Genomic DNA, 20,836 nt, shown 5'->3' on the forward strand with positions numbered 1-20,836 from the left:
CCACTATGAAAACTACATTGAAAATGTTTGCTTTGTTCTTTGCCCTTTTTGCCTTTGTGGCCTGTGACGATGACGATGGGGGAGACCCATCCCAAAACTTCAGGGTCACCGCAGTGGCACCGGAATCGGCCACAGTGGGCACCGAAATTACCATAAGCGGAACCGATTTCCCCACCGATCAAGCGCGGGTATCCGTTACCGTGGGCGGTGCCACGGCCAGCATCAGTTCTCTTAGCAGTACCCAAATTGTGGTGACCGTGCCCCAGGGGGCGGTGAGCGGGGCCGTGAGCGTGAGCGTGGACGGCAACGCAAAGACCACCACCAATGAGTTTACCGTGCTCTCCGACCTGGTGAGCGCCCGGGCAGAGAACATTGCCGCACCACAGACCGGTGGGCAGGGACAGCCCGTGGGCGGGCCCTTTACCAAGTTTAGCTTTGAGACCGGGGAGGTCACCGATAGCGAGACGGAATGGGACATTGCCTTTAGGGGCACCACCATTGCCGTGAACGGGGGCACCGTGACCGGTACCGCCGAAGAGCCCGCCCGTAACGGCGAGGGAGGCGCCGCGATTGTGGATGGTATTTTTGACGAGCTTACCTCGGCCGAGGGCATCACCTTTGCCCAGGATGCCGATGCGGCCTTTGCCATCCCCACGGGGAGCGACAATGGGTGGTACAACTACAATTTCCAGACCAACTTGGTCACCCCCATACCCGGCAAGATCCTGGTGTTCCGCACCCATGACGGAAAAGTGGCCAAAGTGGAGATCTTGAGCTATTACCAGGATGCACCGGCCAACCCGGACGGATTCGCGGACCCCTCCCGTTTCTACACCTTCAATTATGTGTACAATCCCAATGAGGGGGAAGTGGCGCTACAGTAGGTCTGGGCAACCCAAAAGTTTGGCGATGCTGTGTGTGGCCCACCCATCGCCACGGTTCGGTTGCGACCGGAATTGGTATTCAAAAAAAATATTATACTTATTTAGATTGATTAAAAATAATTGAATACCTTTGTTTAGGAACCGAATCAGGGGTGTTTTGGCGGGCCCTATGACAGGTATGCCCACTCCGCCATTCGGCTTCCGATTTGTTTGAGTTAGTTAGTTTGAGTGGCCGGGCACGGTTTAACGTGCCCGGTTTTTTTTAAAGTTGCAAAAAACCACTAAAAATGAAAAAAATCTCTTTTTTAAACCTGTTCCTCTGGCTAGGTTTGGCCGGTTATGCACAGTCTTCCATCACCGGCACGGTGGTGGACGATGGCGGAGCACCGCTGCGTGGTGCCAGTATCGTGCTGGCCCAGGGAAAAGGAACCACGACCGATGCCCAGGGTCAATACCTTTTGGCTTCTTTGGAAGAGGGGTCATACGCCGTTACCGTATCCTACATCGGCTTTCTTGCACAGACCAAATATGTGAACCTGGCCCAAGGACAAACCGCTGTTCTGGATTTTACCCTGAACCAGGCCACCGAAGAGCTGCAGCCCGTTGAAATCATTGGACGAAGGGAGACCGGCTATAAAAACACCGTGTCCTACTCGGCCACCAAGTCGGCCGCTCCCGTCAAGGAGGTGCCCACCACCATCAATTTTGTGACCAAGGAGCTGGCACTGGACCAAGCCGCCTTTACCTTGAACGATGTGGTAAAGAACGTGAGCGGGGTAAACCAGTTCAGTTTTTACAATGATATTTCCATTCGCGGATTTCGGGTGGCGGGCCAGCGAAACTCCGGTAATCTGGTAAACGGCATGCGCGCTTTTACCAGTTTTTGGAGTCCGCAATTAATACCCCATATTGAGCGGGTGGAGGTGATAAAGGGTCCCGCCTCGGCCCTGTTTGGCAATGCATCCCCCGGGGGCACGATCAATAGGGTCACCAAAAAGCCCTTGCGGGAAGAGCGGCAGTCCATCACCGCATCCGTGGGCAGTTTCAATACTTTCCGGACACTGGCCGATTTTACGGGGCCCATGACCAAGGACAACACCTTGTTGTACCGCCTGAACATAGGCTACGAGAACACGGATGGTTTTAGGGACCTGCAATTTGGTCGTAATCTGGTGCTGGCACCATCCTTTTCCTTTTTGCCCACCGAAGATACCCGCCTTAATTTTGATATTGTATACCAGGACTCACAAGGGCGGCTGGATCGGGGTCAGGCGGTGTTTGGCAACGGCGATTTAAATTCCACTCCCATTACCAAATCGCTCAGCGCGGCAAACGATTTCTTGGACGAGATCAATTTGACCGCCACCGTGAGCCTTCAGCATAACTTTACCGACAACATCACCTTTAATAGTGTGTACATGCGCTCTTCCTATGACGAAGACCTCTTGGAGCACCGAACTTCCAACCGTTTTGCCGCTCTCGGGGATGGCGGTATCGATGAGGAGAGCGTGGCCATGCGGGTGTTCATCCGCAAAAGGGCTTGGGACAATAACAGCTTCAATAATTATTTCAATTTTGATTTTGATTTGGGAGATGTGAGCAACAAACTGTTGGTGGGCCATGATTATTTTCAACAGGAGTTACAGCCTGGGGGCTCCCAATTGGAAGCGCGCAGTTATCTGTTGCAGAACGGTGGTGCCACCAATGTCTTCAACCCGGACAATATAGACGACTATGTCTTGGACGCCAACGGCAACCCGGCCACCAATGTGGGGCATTTCAACCTAACGTCTCCCACCGCCAATGGCCTAAGGGATATGAGCGACTACGTGTACCGCACCCGAACCTTTGGCCAGTTTTTGCAACGCTCCCATGGGGTATATCTACAGAACCAGGCAGAGTTTGGCAACTTTAAATTCCTTGTGGGGCTGCGCCAAGAATTTTTCAGGGATTTCATCAACTACAACAGCGAAACGGAGGAAACCCTGGAACAACAGGCCTTCTTGCCCCGGGTGGGCCTGGTCTATACCCTTAACGAGAACGTGAACCTCTACGGAACTTGGGTACAGGGCTATCAGCCCCAAAGCGCAGCGGATATCATCAACCCCGATGCTGGGGGTCCGTTTGACCCCTTGGTGAGCGAATTGTTTGAAGTGGGAGCCAAATCCGATTGGTTCAATGGCAGGCTCAACGCCTCCCTGGCTTTTTACCTGCTTACCCAAAATGGAGAGCTTTACAACGCGGACGATGCCACCAACCCGGATCGTCTGGTGCAGATCGGCGAAGAGGAGGCCAAGGGCTTTGAATTGGATATCTCTGGGAGCATCACCCAAAATTGGAGCCTGGTGGCCGGTTATGCCTTTAATGATGCAACGTTCACGGAAAGCGATGACCCAGCGGAGATCGGAAGGCAAAAGCCCAACGCCCCGAGGCATATGGCCAATGTCTGGACCAAGTACATTTTGAGTGAAGGACGCTATAAAGGGCTGGGCTTTGGCCTGGGCTACAATTATGTGGCCGAGCGGTTCGGCTCCATCGTGGCCAGTAACGCCAACCCCACCGAATTTCCCGCCTACGGTCTTTTCGATGCCGCCTTGTACTATAATTTGAACAAGGTGCAGATACAGCTCAATTTCAACAATGTGTTCAACAAGACACACTGGGTTGGGGGGTATGATTTTATCCGTGCTTTTCCAGGGGCTCCAAGAAATATCATGACCACCGTATCCTATACTTTCTAATGGGATGAAGGTCAATAAAAAGATCTTTTTCAAGATTCATGGGTGGATCGGCATCCGGTTGAGCATACTATTTTTTATAGTATGCTTTTCCGGTACCCTGGCCACCCTGAGCCATGAGATGGATTGGTTGTTCATCCCGGCCATAAGGGCCGTGCCCCAACCGGAACTGGCTTCCCGTAACCTCATCATGGATAATTTCAGGAAGGCGCATCCCACCGGCGAGGTCACTTTTTGGTTGCGCACGGACGAGCCCTACCTCTGCGACATCATTTACAAGGAAGAGGGCGGGCAACGTACCTACGTATTCGCCAACCCCTATACCGGCGCCATTCAAGGTAAGGCACAGCTCACCTTTCAGCGTTTTTTCAGGGACTTGCACTACTTCCTTTTTGTACCCTTTCAAATAGGGCATTTTACCGTGCTCATTTTTGGTTTTTTATTGCTCATTTCGCTCATTACCGCCCTTGTGTTTTATAAACAATGGTGGCGAAAGCTGTTTGAACTGAAAATGGGCAACGGCCCCTTGGTGTTCTTTAGGAGCCTGCACCGATTGGTGGGCGTTTGGTCCGTTCCCTTTACGCTGCTGTTCTCCATTACCGGTATCTGGTATTTTATGGAGCGGGCCAATGTGGCCGGGGTGGGCGATTTGGGCAACCCTCCTGTACCGGTGGTGGCGTCTTTGAAAGAAGGTGTCCAAGCCACGGATGATGCCGCTAAAATTGATTATGATCGTGCCGTGGCCTTGGCCAAGCGGGAAATTCCCGGCTTGGTGGTAGGCGATATTTCACCCAAAAGAGGGGAGGCCGGACTTATCTACTTAACGGGCAAAAGTGATGTGCCCTTGGTGCGGCAACGTGCCAATAGGGTGTACATAGACCCAACCACCTACCAGGTGGTGTCCAGCCAAAATGCCAAGGATATAGGCATGGTGCGCTACCTCAATGACATTGCCGATCCGCTGCACTTTGGCAATTTTGGCGGCCTGCCCACCAAAATCATTTGGTTTTTCTTTGGCCTGGGAATTTCCGGGCTTGTACTTACTGGAATATGGATCACGGCAAAACGAAAGGCCATTAAAAGAAAAAAGGACAACAAGCCCATCATGGGCGGGTGGCGGTACGTCAATTGGGGCTTCTTGGCCCTTATGTTGGGTTTTATGTATTACTTCCTGTTCAATAGGTACAGCATCTCCCTCACCGCCTTCGCCACCATTACCGCGGGATGGCTTCTGTTTGTTTTTGGCTGCCACTACCTTTTTGTGCATCAGATGGAAAAAAGTGTTCAAAAGGCGTTGAAAAAAAATTAAACGATCTTTTACGGGTTTTCGGCAATGCATCACAGGGATTGGCCTACCCCTCCGAAAAACAATCAAACCTTATTTAGATTTATTAAAAATAATTTTGAGGTTCCCTTTTTTCGGTCTAATTTTGGCCGCTTAACCTATTCCATACAATTAAAATGACTCTAAAAATGAAAAAGTACCTTTTACCGCTTTCCGTAGCCTTGGCGCTCACCTTTGTGGCCTGTGATGATGAGGATAACAACGATGTCGAAGCGGCCACCTGTTTTGACAATGTCCAAAACGGGGATGAGACCGGTGTGGATTGCGGCGGTATCTGCACGCCCTGTGAAGTGGGGGTGGAAGCTCCGGACACCTATGTTTTTGAGCGTGACGGTGAGAACACCGTGAGCTTTTCAGGACAGACCACCCGCTTGGCCATGGGCGGAGAACTGGGCAGCGCCCTAAAGGATACCGACAAAAGCGCAGCCGAAATTCTGGCCATGTTTGCCCATGAGGAAGGGGCGGACAATTTCTCCGATGCCGACCTCAACGCTTCCGGAAAGAACATCAAGAGCAAAACCGCAGCGTCCAGGGATTTTTTCTCGGCCAATGCCACCGATCAAGCACTGATCAGGGCAGATTTTGAGACCTGGATCCAGACCCAGGTCACCGAGGTGTACCCCAATTGGAACACGGCGGCCTCCGCCGGGGTTGCGGGCCAATTGCCAGATGGTTCTTCCACCCGCTACGTCAATGCACAGGGATTGGAATACAATCAAATGGTGATCAAAGGACTGATCGGGGCCTTGGTCGCGGATCAGACCCTGAACAATTATTTGAGCCCCGCCGTTTTGGATGAGGCAGACAACCGCGCCAACAACGATGGGAATGTGGTGGCCACCGACAAGGCCTATACCACCATGGAGCACAAATGGGACGAGGCCTACGGCTATGTTTACGGACTCAATGCCAATGCGGCCGATCCCAACGCCGATCTGGGCGCGGATGAGTTCCTGAACAAATACATTGGTAGGGTAGAGGGCGATGACGATTTTGCCGGAATTGCCCAGGAAATTTTTGATGCCTTTAAACTGGGCCGTGCCGCCATCGTGGCCAAGGATTACGAGCTGCGCGATGCCCAAGCGGACATCATAAGGCAAAAGATATCGGAGATCATAGGCATCAGGGCGGTGTACTACCTGCAACAGGCAAAGCCCTCCCTGACCCAAGAAAATCCTGCTTATGGTACCGCCTTCCATGACCTTTCGGAAGGCTACGGGTTCATCTACAGCCTACAGTTTACCCGCAAACCGGGAACCGATGCCCCCTACTTTACCAAAACAGAGGTGGACGGGCTGCTGGCCGACCTTTTGGGCGATGGGGAGAACGGACTCTGGGATGTGACCACCGCTACCCTGGATGCCATTTCCGAGACCATAGCCGAACGCTTTGAGTTCACTTTGGCGGAGGCCGCGGAGTAGCCGCCAAGAGCAGAAAAGATTAACAAAAAAAGGCAGCCTGTTCTTAGGTCGGGACAGACTGCTTTTTTACTTTTGCGTTTATTTGGAATTGATTAAAATAAAAATGGCCGAAGGGTATCCGGACGTAACAGCCATCGCCCGGCACCCTTGGACCTCAAAATACCGTTTTTCCCATGCTTAAAAAGAGTTTTGTAGCCCTGCTGTTCCTTGGCCTGCTCTGGGCCTGTAGCACAGATAGTGAAAATGGACCGGACAATGCCCCCGGGGAGGCCACCTTTGATCGGGCCCCGCTCCTGACCAATTGGGCGGACAATATCATCATTCCCTCCTACGAGGCTTTTTTGGCCCAATTGGCCGATCTCAACGGGGCTTTTGAAACCTTCGAGGCCAATGCCAATGCAGACAATCTTGTGGCCCTGAGGTCCGCTTGGGCAGCCGCCTACACCAGTTGGCAACGGGTCTCCATGTTCGAAATTGGCCCTGCGGAATCCGTTGGGCTGCGCCTCAATGTCAACATCTATCCCACGGACAGTGAAAAGATAGCCGGCCACATCGCCTCGGGGAACTATGATCTCTCCCTTTCCTCCAACCGCGATGCCAAGGGCTTTCCGGCCCTGGACTGGTTGATCAATGGTTTGGCAGAGGACGATGCCGCCATCTTGGGCAAGTACACCGGCGAGGACCGTGAGGCCACCCTGGCCTACACCGCTGCCGTCCTGGAGGACATGACCATGCTCACCACCAATGTCCTCAATGAGTGGAAAGACAATTATCGCGATACTTTTGTGGCCAATGACGGGGCCTCGGCCACGGCTTCCGTGGACCGTTTCGTGAACGACTATATTTTTTATTACGAGAAATTTCTGAGGGCCGGTAAGATGGGCATTCCGCTGGGAGTGTTTTCCGGCACTGCCCTGCCCAGCCACGTGGAGGCCTATTATGACGAGGAACTTTCCAACGCCCTGTTCTTGGAAGGTCTGGATGCCGTTCAGGATTTCTTCAATGGTCGGCACACGGGCTCCAGCGGTCAGGGGGAGAGTCTGGCCTCTTACCTGGACGCCCTGAACACGGTAAAGGATGGCGAGGACCTGGCGGCCATCATCAACGAACAGTTCAATGCCGCACGCAGCTCGGTTACAGGTCTGGCCCCGTTCAAGCAAGAGATCCAGGACAATGCCACCCCCACCAACATGCTGTTGGCCTATGACGAGGTGCAGAAGGCCGTGCCCCTCTTAAAGGTGGACATGGTCTCGGCCATGAGCATCAGTATTGATTTTGTGGATGCCGATGGCGATTAGCGCATGAACACCTTTGTAAGAAGATATGTGAACGCTCCTGTGGAGGCCGCCCCTTTGGCGGTATTTCGCATTTTATTTGGTGTGATGATGCTCTTGGGCATCGTGCGCTTTTGGAGCTACGGCTGGATCGATAAGTTGTACCTGCAGCCCAAATTTTCCTTTTCTTATTTCGGGTTCGAATGGGTGAAGCCCTTGGGGCCCTATACCTATCTCCTTTTTGCCCTTTGTGGCCTGGCCGCCATTTTCGTGGCCCTGGGCTACCGCTATAAATGGGCCATCCTGGTTTTTTTCCTAAGTTTCACCTACATAGAGCTCATGGACAAGACCACCTACCTGAACCACTATTATTTTATTAGTGTCCTGTCTCTGCTGATGGTTTTTTTGCCCGCCAACGCCTACTTTTCCCTGGACGCGCACCGCAACCCAAAAATGGCCCACCAATACGTACCGGCCTGGACCATAAACAGTATAAAGGTATTGTTGGGCATTGTCTATTTTTATGCCGGTTTGGCCAAGCTGAACTCGGACTGGCTCGTGGAGGCCATGCCCCTAAAGATCTGGTTGCCCAGTAAGTTCGGCATGCCGTTGCTGGGCCATTGGTTGTCCCAGGAATGGGTGGCCTACGCCTTTAGCTGGTCCGGTGCCCTCTACGACCTGGCCATACCCTTTTTGCTCCTTTACAAAAAGACCCGTGGGCCGGCCTTTGTGCTCGTGGTGGTGTTTCACTTGCTCACCCGGGTCCTCTTTCCCATTGGTATGTTTCCCTACATCATGATCGTCTCCACCCTCATCTTTTTTGATGCTGGGCTGCACCATAACATCCTTCGTGGTCTGGCCGGGGTGTTTCACTGGTCCAAGGCCTCCTTTGACAACGGTAAGACCTTGATGGTCAAAAAATCCCACGGCACCCGGCTCAAGCACACTTTCTTGATGGGGTTCTTTGCGGTGCAGCTGCTCTTTCCCTTTAGGTACCTGCTCTACCCCGGGGAGCTTTTTTGGACCGAACAGGGCTATCGCTTTTCCTGGCGGGTCATGTTGATGGAGAAATCGGGCTACGCCCAGTTCAAGGTGGTGAACGGACAAACGGGAAAGTGGTTCTATGTGGACAATGCCGATTTCCTGACCCCCTTCCAAGAAAAACAAATGGCGTTTCAGCCAGATTTCATCCTGGAATATGCCCACTACCTCAAGGAGCATTTTGAAAAGGACGGCCACAAGGAGGTAGCAGTGTACGTGGACTGCCAGGTGAGCCTCAACGGAAGGCTCAGCACCACCTTCATAGACCCGGACGTGGATTTGGCCCGGGAAAAAGAGTCATTTGAACATAAAGATTGGATCATACCCTTCAACGATGAGATCAAAGGCATTTAAGTTTTGGGCCTTGTGGGCCATGGCCCTCCCCTTGTGGGGGCAAGTTACCATAACCGGCACCGTACAGGACGCCCAGGGCGGCCCCATACCCTTTGCAGAGGTCTATTTAAGGGAAGTACAGCGCTTGGAGACCACCGATGAGAACGGGCAGTTCACCTTTAACAACCTCCCTGGGGGCAAATACACCGTGGTGGCCTTTTCCTATGGCTACGAAGTGCTGGAGAAACAGCTCTTGTTCAACGATGCCTTTACCGTGACCTTGACCTTGGAGGCCCTGCGGGCCCAGGAGCTTTCCGAGGTGGTGCTCTCCCAGAAACGGGAAGCCGTCTTTGCCCTGAAACAGCTGAAGAAAGTGGAGGGAACCGCCATTTATGCCGGCAAAAAGACCGAGGTGGTGCTCTTGGAGGGCATTACCGGGAATCTGGCGGCGAACAACCCCCGGCAGATCTACGCCCAGGTGGTGGGCCTCAATATTTATGACAATGGCGATGCCGGCCTACAGCTAAACATTGGGGGCAGGGGGCTGGACCCCAACCGTACCGCCAATTTCAATACCCGGCAGAACGGCTATGACATCAGCGCCGATGTACTGGGCTACCCGGAGAGCTATTACACCCCGCCGGCCGAGGCCCTTGAAGAGATCCAAGTGGTCCGGGGGGCGGCCTCGCTGCAATATGGCACCCAGTTTGGTGGGCTGGTGAACTTTAAGTTCAAACGGCCGGTGGCCAACAAGAAATTGGAATGGACCACCAGGCAGACCTTGGGGTCTTTTGATCTCCGTACCAGCTTTAACAGCCTTAGTGGTACCGTGGGCAAGTTTAGCTACTACACCTACTTCAACTACAAGGACGGAAACGGGTTTAGGCCCAATTCCAATTTCAACAGTCGCAATTATTTTGCCCATTTGGGGTATCAGCTGGCCGAGAACACCAAGCTCACCTTGGAGACCACCTTTCTCAATTATCTGGCCAAACAGCCCGGCGGACTCACGGACGCCCAGTTTCTGGAAGACCCCACCTTTAGCAATAGGGACCGGAATTGGTTCGATGTGGACTGGAAACTCTATTCCCTCCGTTTGGACCATAGCTTTTCTTCCAAGACAGATTTTAGTCTCAACATTTTTGGATTGGATGCCTCCCGAAGTGCCCTGGGCTTCAGGACCAACCGTGTGTCCCAACCGGATGATGTCGCTGAACCACGGGAACTCTTGGTGGACAATTTTCAGAATTGGGGGGCAGAGACGCGCCTGCTCACCCGCTATGGTTTGGGGAAATCGGAGTCGGCCCTGTTGTTGGGCGCCAAGATCTACCAGACCAACAACGACCAAAGGCAGGGACCCGGTACCGCGGCGGGCAATGCCAATTTCAATTTTGCCGACGCCCAGTTTCCCAATTACGAGCGGCAGTCGCAGTTTGACTTTCCCAACTTCAACCTGGCCTTTTTTGGGGAGAACATCTTCAACATCACACCAAAACTGACCCTTACGCCCGGATTTAGATTGGAGCACATAAAGACGGAAAGTCTGGGGAGCTTCCGCAACGTGGTGTTGGACCTGGCCGGAAACCCCTTGCTAAACCAAGAGGTCCAGGACAACCGTACCTTTGACCGCACCTTCTTGCTCCTAGGGCTCGGGGCCTCCTATAAATTGGCGCCCAGTGTGGAACTCTATGGCAATTTTTCCCAGAACTACCGTTCGGTGACCTTTAGTGACATTCGCGTGGTAAATCCTTCCTTTCAAATAGACGAGAACATCTCCGATGAAGATGGCTTTACGGCAGATATCGGTGCCAGGGGCCGTTTCAAGGATGTTTTTTCCTATGATGCCAGTATTTTTGGGCTCTTGTACGATAATCGTTTGGGCGAGGTGCTCAAGAGCGAAACCAGGGTGAACGCCGCCGGCGAGCTCGTGGAGACGGGCCGCACTGTGCGGTTCCGGGGCAATATAGGCACCGCTTTTATGTACGGATTGGAAAGTTTTGGAAATTGGAGCCTCAAGGAGACTTTTTTCCCAGCACTTGAAAAACTGAAGATGAACCATTTTGTGAACCTCGCCCTGACCCGATCGGAGTACCTATCTTCCGAAGAGAACAATGTGGAGGGCAACCAAGTGGAGTTCATTCCCGAGCTCAATTTGCGCACCGGCCTCAACTTTGGCTATGGCAACCTTTTGGGCAGTTTGCAGTACACCTACCTCTCTACCCAGTTCACGGACGCCACCAATGCACCACAGGACGTACGGGACAACCAGCGGGGCATAGAGGGCGCCATCCCGGCCTACGATATTTTGGACCTGTCCTTTTCCTATACCTATGAAAAGTGGAAGCTGGAGGCGGGCATAAACAACCTTATGGACAACAGCTACTTTACGCGCAGGGCCACGGGCTATCCGGGCCCGGGCATCATACCCGCCCAGCCCAGGACCTTTTACACCACCTTGCAGCTCAAGCTCTGAGTGTGGCCACGGGTGCAAGAAAACCAATAATAATGCTTACTTTTGCACGCAATTAATCCTTAATTGCCATGCAAGCCCACCTCAATAAAATTCTCGGCGAAGGCCTTACCTATGATGATGTTCTCTTGGTGCCCGCCTATTCCGAGGTCCTCCCCAGGGAGGTGAACATCACCTCTAAATTTACACGCAACATTACCATTAACGTGCCCATTGTCTCGGCGGCCATGGATACCGTGACAGAGAGCAGAATGGCCATTGCCATTGCCCAGGAAGGCGGTATAGGCGTACTGCACAAGAACATGACCATTGAGCAGCAGGCCTTGAAGGTGCGCAAGGTGAAACGTGCCGAGAGCGGCATGATCATGGATCCCGTGACCCTGCCCCTGGATTCCCTGGTGAAAGATGCCAAGGCCAACATGAAGGAGTACAGCATTGGGGGCATCCCCATTGTGGACGGGGCGGGCAAGCTGTTGGGCATTGTGACCAACAGGGACCTCAGGTTCGAAAAAAACAACGAACGGCCCATTTCCGAGGTCATGACCTCGGAGAACTTGGTCACCGTGGGCGAGGGGACCTCCCTGGAACAGGCAGAGGACATTCTTCAGGAGAACAAGATCGAGAAGCTTCCCGTGGTGGATGCGAACAATGTATTGGTGGGCCTCATCACCTTTCGGGACATCACCAAGCTCACCCAAAAGCCCATTGCCAACAAGGACCAGTACGGCAGGTTGCGGGTGGCGGCGGCCCTTGGCGTTACCGGTGATGCCGTGGACCGTGCCGCCGCACTGGTCAGCGCCGGAGTGGATGCCGTGGTCATTGACACCGCCCACGGACATACCAAGGGTGTGGTGGCCGTGCTGCAAGAAGTAAAGCGAAAATTCCCGGATCTGGATGTGATCGTGGGCAATATTGCCACCGCCGAAGCCGCAAAGTATTTGGTAAATGCCGGTGCAGATGCCGTTAAGGTGGGCATTGGGCCCGGATCCATTTGCACCACCCGTGTGGTGGCCGGCGTTGGGTTCCCACAGTTTTCTGCCGTATTGGAAGTGGCCGCGGCCATCAAGGGTTCCGGGGTGCCCGTCATTGCCGATGGGGGCATCCGCTACACCGGAGACATCCCCAAGGCCATTGCCGCCGGGGCCGATACCGTGATGTTGGGATCGCTCCTGGCGGGCACAAAGGAATCTCCCGGGGAGACCATCATCTACGAAGGGCGAAAATTCAAGACCTACCGGGGCATGGGCTCTGTGGAAGCGATGAAGCACGGATCAAAGGACCGTTATTTCCAAGATGTGGAAGACGATATAAAGAAGTTGGTGCCCGAGGGCATTGTGGGCCGTGTGCCCTACAAGGGCGATCTGTACGAGAGCATCCACCAGTTCATTGGGGGGCTCAGGGCCGGTATGGGCTATTGTGGCGCCAAGGACATTGCCACGCTCAAGGAGACGGGCAGATTTGTGAAGATCACCGCCAGCGGCATCAATGAAAGCCACCCTCATGATGTCACCATAACCAAGGAAAGCCCCAATTACAGCAGGTAAAGGGCAGGTTCCAAGCACGGGCCATTGCCGTGAGCTACTTTTTTTTGGTATATTCGGGCACCCGCATCCTTGTGGTGCCATGATTTTTCAATCGGTTTTTTTAACCCCTTGATGGACTACGACCAAAAAGACAGTGATTATTTTAAGCACGAAAGGCCAGAAATGTTGGCCCTGATGCCCAAAACCTGCAACACCCTATTGGACGTGGGCTGTGGTGAAGGCACTTTTGCCCGGCAGATCAAGGAAAGCCACGGGGCCGAGGTCTGGGGCATTGAACTGATGGAGGGTCCGGGGAAAAGGGCCGAAGAAGTGTTGGACAAGGTCTTTATTGGATCGTGCACCTCTTTTTTAAAGGAATTGCCAGCTGGGTATTTCGAGGTCATCTATTGCAACGATGTGCTGGAGCACTTGGAGGATCCCTATTCTTTTTTGGATGGGTTAAAATCAAAGTTGGCCCCGAACGGGGTGATCATCAGCTCCATTCCAAATATTCGCTACCATAGTGCATTTAAGAAAATTGTGCTTCAAAAGAAGTTTGAATATGAGCGCCACGGCATCTTTGACAAGACCCACCTACGTTTTTTTACCCAGAGCAGTATTGCCAAGATGTACACCGATCTGGGCTTCCAGATCATAAGCCATAGCGGCATTAACAAGACCAGGTCCTTGAAGCCCTACCTGTACAATATTCCTTTTCTTTTCACGGCAATGGACATGTGCTACCTTCAATTTGCGACTGTGGCCACCCTAAAGGACAGCGGATCCAGGGCCTGACCTGGCCAGAACGGCCACTACTTGTGCCTGGGCCCCTGGGCATGTTGTTGGAATGCGAACAAGCGCTGGTAAATGAGCTCGGTTTTATGGCCATTGCCAAATACGACTGAAGATAGGGTCAAAAATACCGTCACAAGAATTGTTGGTTTTCCAGATGTTTTGGCATCCATCACCCATAGTTTCTTTTACGGGTCACGGTATTTTTCCAAGGCCCGTGGCGAAGATTTTGTGATTAATGCCTTACCTTACCCTGTGTTAACCAGATATCCAACCAAAAAATATGGAACTAAAAATTGAAAATCTCAGCAAGACCTATTCCAATGGTGTCCATGCCCTAAAGGGCATTGATCTTACCATTCCCAGCGGCATGTTTGGCCTTTTGGGCCCCAACGGTGCCGGCAAGTCCTCCTTGATGCGCACTTTGGCCACCCTGCAACAGGCAGACACCGGTACGGTGACCTTGGGAGATATCGATGTGCTCAACGAGAAGGAGAAAGTACGGCAACTATTGGGCTACCTGCCCCAGGAATTTGGGGTCTATCCCAAGGTGAGTTCCTATGCCATGTTGGATCACATTGCCTCCCTCAAGGGCGTTACCGGCAAGGGGGAGCGGAAAGACCTGGTGGCCTCCCTGTTGAACAAGACCAACCTGTGGCACGTTAGGAACAAGAGCCTTGGCACCTACTCCGGGGGCATGAAACAGCGCTTTGGCATAGCACAGGCCCTTATCGGCGAGCCCAAATTGATCATTGTGGATGAGCCCACGGCCGGCCTGGATCCCACGGAGCGGGTACGTTTTCACAACTTGCTCAGTGAAATTGGAGAGAACACCATTGTTATCCTGTCCACCCATATCGTGGAGGACATTTCCAACCTGTGCAACAACATGGCCATTATCTGTTTGGGCGAGGTGGTGGCCAAGGGCCATCCGGCGGCATTGACGGAGAAGGTAAGGAACCGCATCTGGAAAAAGGCGATAGAAAAGGCGGAGTTGGAGGCTTATCAAGAGGAAATGACCGTCATTTCCACGCATCTAAAGGCGGGCAAGACGGTGATACATGTGCTGAGCGACGATCAACCGGATAATACCTTTGCCGCAAGCACCGCCAATTTGGAAGACGTGTATTTTGCGGAGATCACCGCCCGTATGGCAACCATTACAACCTAGGCACTTCGCCCCAACTAAAAACCGACCAGATGTTCAAGGAAATCTTTTTGTTTGAAATAAAATACCGTATAAAGCGTCCGGCCACCTGGGCATATTTTGGCATCCTCTTCTTGTTTGGCCTTTTTGTGGCCATTGGTGACAATGGTCCTTCTTCGGAAAAGGTGTTTGTGAACGGTCCCGCGGCCATTGCCAATGTCTTGGCCACGATCAGTATTTTCTCCATCATGATCGCCAGCGCCATTATGGGCGTTCCGGTGTACCGGGATATTGAGCATAAAACGGACAACTATTTTTTCTCCTTCCCCATCTCGGAAAAAGGATATCTCCTGGGAAGGTACCTGGGCTCCTTGACCATACTGTTCTTGGTGAGCCTGGGCCTGCAGTTGGGGCTCATCATAGGATCTTTCATAGGGCCGTTCGCGGGCTATGCGGAGCCGGATCGTTATACTTTTTTCGATCTTTGGTACTATGTGCAGCCCACCTTGGCCCTGTACTGGGTAAACCTCTTTTTTGCGGGCACCATTTTCTTTGCCCTGGTGAGCCTTACCAAAAGGGTCATGCTGGCGTATGCCGGGGGAGCCATCTTGTTCATTGCCTATTTGGTGACCCTCACCCTGACCCAGGACATTGAGAACAAGACATTGACCAGCCTGCTGGATCCTTTTGGACTCACGGGCCTGAACAATATCGTGGAGTATTGGACCCCTGAGGAACAAAACACCCAATTGGTGCCCTTGGAGGGCAATCTGTTGTGGAATCGGTTGCTCTGGACGGGAATGGCGATCCTCTTGTTCCTGTTCACTTTTTTCCGGTTTAACTTTCAATCTTTTTTGACCAAGAACTTTAAGGGCAAAAAGAAGAAAACCGTTCAGGACAAGGTGAAGGCCGGTGCCGCACTGACGCCCATTCCCAGCGTTACCAAGGTCTTTGGCGCCGTGCCCAATCTCAAATTGCTCCTTAGGTTGGCGGTGATGGAGTTTAAGAACATCTTTTCAGATAACTTTTTTAAGGCCATTCTGATCGCGGCCGTGGCCTTCCTGTTCTTTGATGGCTGGTTCGGCGCCCCCATCTATGGTACCCCTTCCCTGCCCTTAACCTATTACATGCTGGAGGTAAAGGATTTTACCTACATTATCCTGGTCTTTGTGCTCATTGTCTTTATGACGGGAGAAGTGCTGCACAGGGAATGTGGGGTAAAGTACGACCAGATCTTTGGATCACTGCCCATTCCCAATAGGGTGGTGTACGGGGCCAAATTTCTGGCCCTGGTCATGATCAGTTTTGTTTTGGTGAACATGGTGTTGGTGAGCGGGATGCTGAATCAGGTGCTCAAGGGCTATTTCAATTTTGAATTTGGCATGTACTTTACGGACCTGTACCTATTTGAATTCCCCAAGTACATCAGTTTTGTCATGCTGGCCTTTTTTGTGCATTCGGTGGTCACCAAAAAATTTCTGGGCCACGTGGTGGCCATAGCCATTTGGGTGCTGTTGTTTGGCATAAACACCCTGGCCGAGGTGGACAATAACCTGTATCTGTACAGTTACGCTCCGGGTTATACCATTTCCGATATGAATGGATTTGGCCACTTTACAACCGCCCTGCTCTGGTTCAAGGGGTACTGGCTGGCTTTTGGTGCAGTGCTCACCTTGATCGGTTACCTGTTCTGGAAGCGCGGCACGGACACGGGGGCAAAAGCACGCCTCCAGTTGGCCAAGAGCCGCATGAACCTAAGGACCGGGTTGCTGTTGGGCGCCTTCTTTCTGGCCTTTCTGGGGGCCGGCATCTACATTAATTACAACACCAAGACCATCAACAACTACCGGACGCGGGAAACGGCTACCATTGGCAGGGCCAATTATGAGAAGGAGTTGAATCAATATGACAGGATCGCCCAACCAAAAGTGGTGGATATCATATTGACGGCAGACCTCTTCCCAGAAGAACGCAAAGCCAAGTTAAACTCCGTCTTTACCTTGACCAACAAGACCGGTGAGGCCATTCCCGCCCTGCATTTAAATTGGGGGCCGGAAGGTCTGTTGAAAAAGGAGCTGAATGATTTTACCATTGCCGGAAAAGCGCCACGCCTGGAAAAGGAATACAAGGAATATGGCTATCAGATATATGCTTTTGAACCACCGTTGCAGCCAGGGGACACCTTGGTGATGACGCTGGATGTATCGGCCTTTTATGACGGATTTCCCAACGAGGGCTCCGGATCGTCACTGGTGCAAAACGGTACGTTCATGAACGATGGCTTCTTCCCATCCTTTGGCTACAGCGCCCAGGGAGAGCTGAGCAGTGATCAAGATCGGAAAAAATACGATTTGCCGGTGAAGGATTACCAACTCCCCGAACAGACCGATGCCTGGGGCACCTCCAATCTGCTCTTTAACGATGATGCGGATTACATCACCTTCCAAGGAACGGTGAGCACCACACCGGACCAGATTGCCGTGCTGCCCGGGTACCTTACCAAGGAGTGGGAAGAGAACGGGCGCAAATACTACACCTATGAGATGGAGGGCGAAATGGATTTTTTCTACAACATTTCCTCTGCCCAATATGCGGTGCACAGGGAGGTTTGGACATCCGGGGAAGGCACACCGGTGAACATAGAGATTTTTCACCACCCCACACATACCTATAACCTGGATCGTTTTGTGAACGGGGTTAAAAGATCCATGGATTATTTCACCAAAAATTTTGGACCCTACCAATACCGGCAGATCCGAATTCTGGAATTTCCCAGATACTCCACCTTTGCCCAATCCTTTCCCAATACGGTGCCTTTTGCAGAGAGCTTTGGTTGGGTGGGCGACTTTAGTGACCCCAATGACCTGGATTATGTGTTTACCGTGACCTCGCACGAGGTGGCCCACCAGTGGTGGGGGCATCAGATAACACCATCGGCCACCAGGGGTGCCAACCAGATATCCGAGACCATGGCCGAATACGCTTCCTTAATGGTGATGAAAAAGGAGTATGGAGTGGATGCCATGCAGCGCTTTCTAAAGGAAGAACTAGATCGTTACCTTAGGGGGCGTGCCAATGAAAGCAAGTTTGAGAAAACCTTGTTGGACAATGACACACAGGCCTATGTGTGGTACCGAAAAGGGGGGCTCGTGCTCTATGCGCTCCAAGACCTGGTGGGAGAGGAGGCGCTTAACCAACAGTTCAAGGCCTATATGGAAGCGGCAAAATTTAGGCCAAACCCACCCTTTACCACCACCAATGAATGGTACAAGTACATGCAAATGGCCACACCGGATAGCTTAAGGTACTATTTAGAGGACAGTTTTGAGAAAATCACCCTGTATTCCAACAAAGCGGAAGCGGCCAGGTACAAAGAAAACACGGACGGGACCTTTACCGTTGAGGTGGATATAGAAAGTGCCAAGACCCATTATGACGGCCTGGGCAAAACACTCGCCACGCCCGAGCGGCCCAATCTTTTGGAAATTGGCGTGTTTGAAAGCGATACCACCAATGCCAAGGGGCTTACCGTAAAACGCCCTTTGGCCCTTGAAAGAATATGGGTTTCCCCGGGGGCAAGCACCCACACGTTCACGGTGGACAGGATGCCCGTAAAAGCCGGTATTGACCCTTACAATAAAATGATGGACCGCATTCCAGACGATAACCTGATCACGGTAGAGGCAGAGGATAATTAGTGCCAGGTTGCAAGCACCCATAAAAAAGCCCCAATCTTATGGGGCTTTTTTTATGGGTGTCTCTTTGTGTCCTTTGTAATGGAAAACCTGGTATCGCCCAGCTGCGGACGATTTATTTTGTTTGAAGCAGGGCGTGAAAGGAACCTATGGTATTGGGTCACTTTAAAGCGGGAAATGATATGATATCATTTTGCCCCTGAATAGGTCTTCCAATCCTTTTCCTTGTAAATGTCATCGCCAAAATAGCGGGCAATGTTCAGGAAGGGTTCTGGTTTTTGATATCCCGGTACCGGGGACAGCATGTTCATCTCCTCGTCCAGAAAGATGGTGGTGGGGTAGCTGAGCCTGTTCTGCATCAGTGCAGCGGCCAGTTCGTGATAGCCCTTTCTTCCAGAGGGGACAAATTTAAAGGTCTGTCCTTTGAATTCAATGGGTTCCTTGCCTTCGCCATCCAACTTCACCATATAAAACTTTTCCTGCATGTATTGGGCCACCTCGGCGTTTTGAAAGGTGTCCTTGTCCATCTTCTTGCACCATCCGCACCAATCGGTATAGACATCAATAAAGACCTTTTTGGGATTCTCTTCCGTATCTGCCAGTGCCACGGCCTCTTCAAAGGAAAGCCACTGCACCTCTTGCGCGGGCAAGACTGCAACCATGAACAGCATGGTCACGGCGGCGCAAAGGGTCTTGAGGTAATTGGGATGTGTGTTCATAAGATGTCTTTCCTAAAGGGGGTACAAAGTCTGTTCCAAAGCTAACGATTTTTTTGTGCGTTTATTTTACGGTGGCGGTTTCGGCCTGCCCAAAGAGCTCCGGCACGTCCACTTGGTGCTTTATGAGATCTTCAAAAGTCTCCCTTTCCCGTATTAAAACGGCCTTGCCCTCATGCCACAGCACCTCGGCCGGCCTAAACCTGGAATTGTAGTTGCTGGCCATGGTAAAGCAGTAGGCCCCTGCGTTCTTAAAGCACAGGATGTCTCCTTCCGTGATTTCGGAGATGCGCCTGTTACTCGCAAAGGTGTCCGTTTCGCAAATGTAGCCCACCACGGAATAGTAGCGTTCGCGGCCCTTGGGGTTGGAGATGTTCACGATCTCGTGGTTGGAACCGTAGAGCATGGGGCGTATAAGGTGGTTAAACCCGGAATCTACGCTGGCAAACACCGTGGAGGTGGTCTGCTTTACCACGTTAACGCGCGCCAGGAAGAACCCGGCCTCGCTCACCAAGAATTTTCCCGGCTCAAAGGCCAGGGTAAGGTCCCTGCCGTACTCCGCACAGAATGCGTTGAACCGGCTGCCCAGTTTTTTGCCCAGTTCCTCCACATTGGTCTCTATGTCCCCTTCTTTGTAGGGCACTTTAAAGCCACTGCCAAAATCAATGAATTCCAGATGGGGGAAGTTCTTTGCGGTCTCAAAGAGGATTTCCGAAGCATATAGAAAGACATCTATGTCCAAAATATCGCTTCCGGTGTGCATGTGAATACCGTTGATGTTCATTTGAGTGAGTTCCACGATGCGCAAAAGGTGGGGGATCTGGTGGATGCTGATGCCAAATTTGGAGTCAATGTGCCCCACCGATATGTTGGAGTTTCCGCCCGCCATCACATGCGGATTGATCCGTATGCACACCGGCGTGTCCGGATGCTTGCTGCCAAACTGTTCCAATATGGACAGGTTGTCTATGTTGATGCGCACGCCCAAGGCCGCCGCCTCCTCTATTTCCTCTAAGGACACCCCGTTGGGGGTAAAGATGATGGACTCCGGGTCAAAACCGGCCATAAGTCCCAATTGCACCTCCTGGATGGACACCGTGTCCAAACCACTGCCCAAACTGTTCATGAGCCGCAATATGCTTAGGTTGGACAAGGCCTTGGCCGCATAGTTCAACTTCAATTGCTTTACCGAACCAAAGGCCTTGGTGAGGCGTTTGTACTGCGCGCTTATTTTCGCGGAATCATAAACATAAACGGGATCCCCATAGGTGGCCGCTATTTGCAAGAGGTCGGACGATTTCATAAAAACGTGATTTTCAAACAAAATTAACTTTCACGGCTGGCATGGGCAAGAAAAAGCGGCACAAAACAAATAATGAAACAAAAAGTTACAAATAAAACATTTTGTTTGCTCAACAAAGGTTGTTTCATTTTCCCGTACATTGTATTTTAGGGCC

13 protein-coding genes are annotated in these 20,836 nt (G+C 52.0%); 11 read left to right on the forward strand and 2 right to left on the reverse strand.

The genetic code is table 11. The annotated features are described in order from the left end of the window. Positions 1–5 precede the first annotated feature (5 nt). From ACKWCC_RS08605 to ACKWCC_RS08655, 11 genes are all read left to right on the forward strand, one after another. On the forward strand, positions 6–884 hold the full coding sequence (locus ACKWCC_RS08605) for an IPT/TIG domain-containing protein (RefSeq protein WP_413995509.1): 879 nt from the start codon (positions 6–8) through the stop codon (positions 882–884). Positions 885–1,171: 287 nt separating this feature from the next. After that, the gene (locus ACKWCC_RS08610) at positions 1,172–3,625 is read left to right on the forward strand and encodes a TonB-dependent siderophore receptor (protein ID WP_413995510.1); all 2,454 of its coding nucleotides are present in this window, start codon (positions 1,172–1,174) and stop codon (positions 3,623–3,625) included. A 4-nt stretch (positions 3,626–3,629) separates the two neighbouring features. Next, entirely contained in the window at positions 3,630–4,931 is a 1,302-nt protein-coding gene (locus ACKWCC_RS08615; RefSeq protein ID WP_413995511.1) for a PepSY-associated TM helix domain-containing protein, read from the forward strand. 164 nt (positions 4,932–5,095) lie between these two features. Then, on the forward strand, positions 5,096–6,388 hold the full coding sequence (locus ACKWCC_RS08620; RefSeq protein ID WP_413995512.1) for a DUF4856 domain-containing protein: 1,293 nt from the start codon (positions 5,096–5,098) through the stop codon (positions 6,386–6,388). 173 nt (positions 6,389–6,561) lie between these two features. After that, a complete protein-coding gene (locus ACKWCC_RS08625) occupies positions 6,562–7,686 on the forward strand; it encodes an imelysin family protein (protein WP_413995513.1) in 1,125 nt (374 codons plus the stop codon). 3 nt (positions 7,687–7,689) lie between these two features. After that, the gene (locus ACKWCC_RS08630) at positions 7,690–9,057 is read left to right on the forward strand and encodes an HTTM domain-containing protein (RefSeq protein WP_413995514.1); all 1,368 of its coding nucleotides are present in this window, start codon (positions 7,690–7,692) and stop codon (positions 9,055–9,057) included. Further along, a complete protein-coding gene (locus ACKWCC_RS08635) occupies positions 9,038–11,509 on the forward strand; it encodes a TonB-dependent receptor domain-containing protein (protein ID WP_413995515.1) in 2,472 nt (823 codons plus the stop codon). The genes ACKWCC_RS08630 and ACKWCC_RS08635 overlap by 20 nt, the downstream gene beginning before the upstream one ends. 68 nt (positions 11,510–11,577) lie before the next feature. Further along, positions 11,578–13,050, forward strand: a complete 1,473-nt coding sequence (gene guaB / locus ACKWCC_RS08640; protein WP_413995516.1) for an IMP dehydrogenase — start codon at positions 11,578–11,580, stop codon at positions 13,048–13,050. A 111-nt stretch (positions 13,051–13,161) separates the two neighbouring features. Further along, positions 13,162–13,824 (forward strand): class I SAM-dependent methyltransferase, encoded by a 663-nt coding sequence (locus ACKWCC_RS08645; RefSeq protein ID WP_413995517.1) that lies wholly within the window; start codon positions 13,162–13,164, stop codon positions 13,822–13,824. 280 nt (positions 13,825–14,104) lie between these two features. Continuing rightward, entirely contained in the window at positions 14,105–14,992 is an 888-nt protein-coding gene (locus ACKWCC_RS08650; RefSeq protein WP_413995518.1) for an ABC transporter ATP-binding protein, read from the forward strand. Between the two features lie 29 nt (positions 14,993–15,021). Then, positions 15,022–18,666: an ABC transporter permease/M1 family aminopeptidase gene (locus tag ACKWCC_RS08655; protein WP_413995519.1), complete on the forward strand. Its 3,645-nt coding sequence runs from the start codon at positions 15,022–15,024 to the stop codon at positions 18,664–18,666. Positions 18,667–18,851: 185 nt separating this feature from the next. Here the strand turns inward: ACKWCC_RS08655 and ACKWCC_RS08660 are convergent, their stop codons facing one another. Further along, positions 18,852–19,334 (reverse strand): thioredoxin family protein, encoded by a 483-nt coding sequence (locus ACKWCC_RS08660; RefSeq protein WP_413995555.1) that lies wholly within the window; start codon positions 19,332–19,334, stop codon positions 18,852–18,854. A 109-nt stretch (positions 19,335–19,443) separates the two neighbouring features. Next, positions 19,444–20,703, reverse strand: a complete 1,260-nt coding sequence (gene lysA, locus ACKWCC_RS08665) for a diaminopimelate decarboxylase (protein WP_413995520.1) — start codon at positions 20,701–20,703, stop codon at positions 19,444–19,446. Positions 20,704–20,836 lie beyond the last annotated feature (133 nt).

The organism is Maribacter aquimarinus (assembly GCF_047345505.1).
In the GTDB taxonomy this organism is placed as follows: Bacteria; Bacteroidota; Bacteroidia; order Flavobacteriales; family Flavobacteriaceae; genus Maribacter.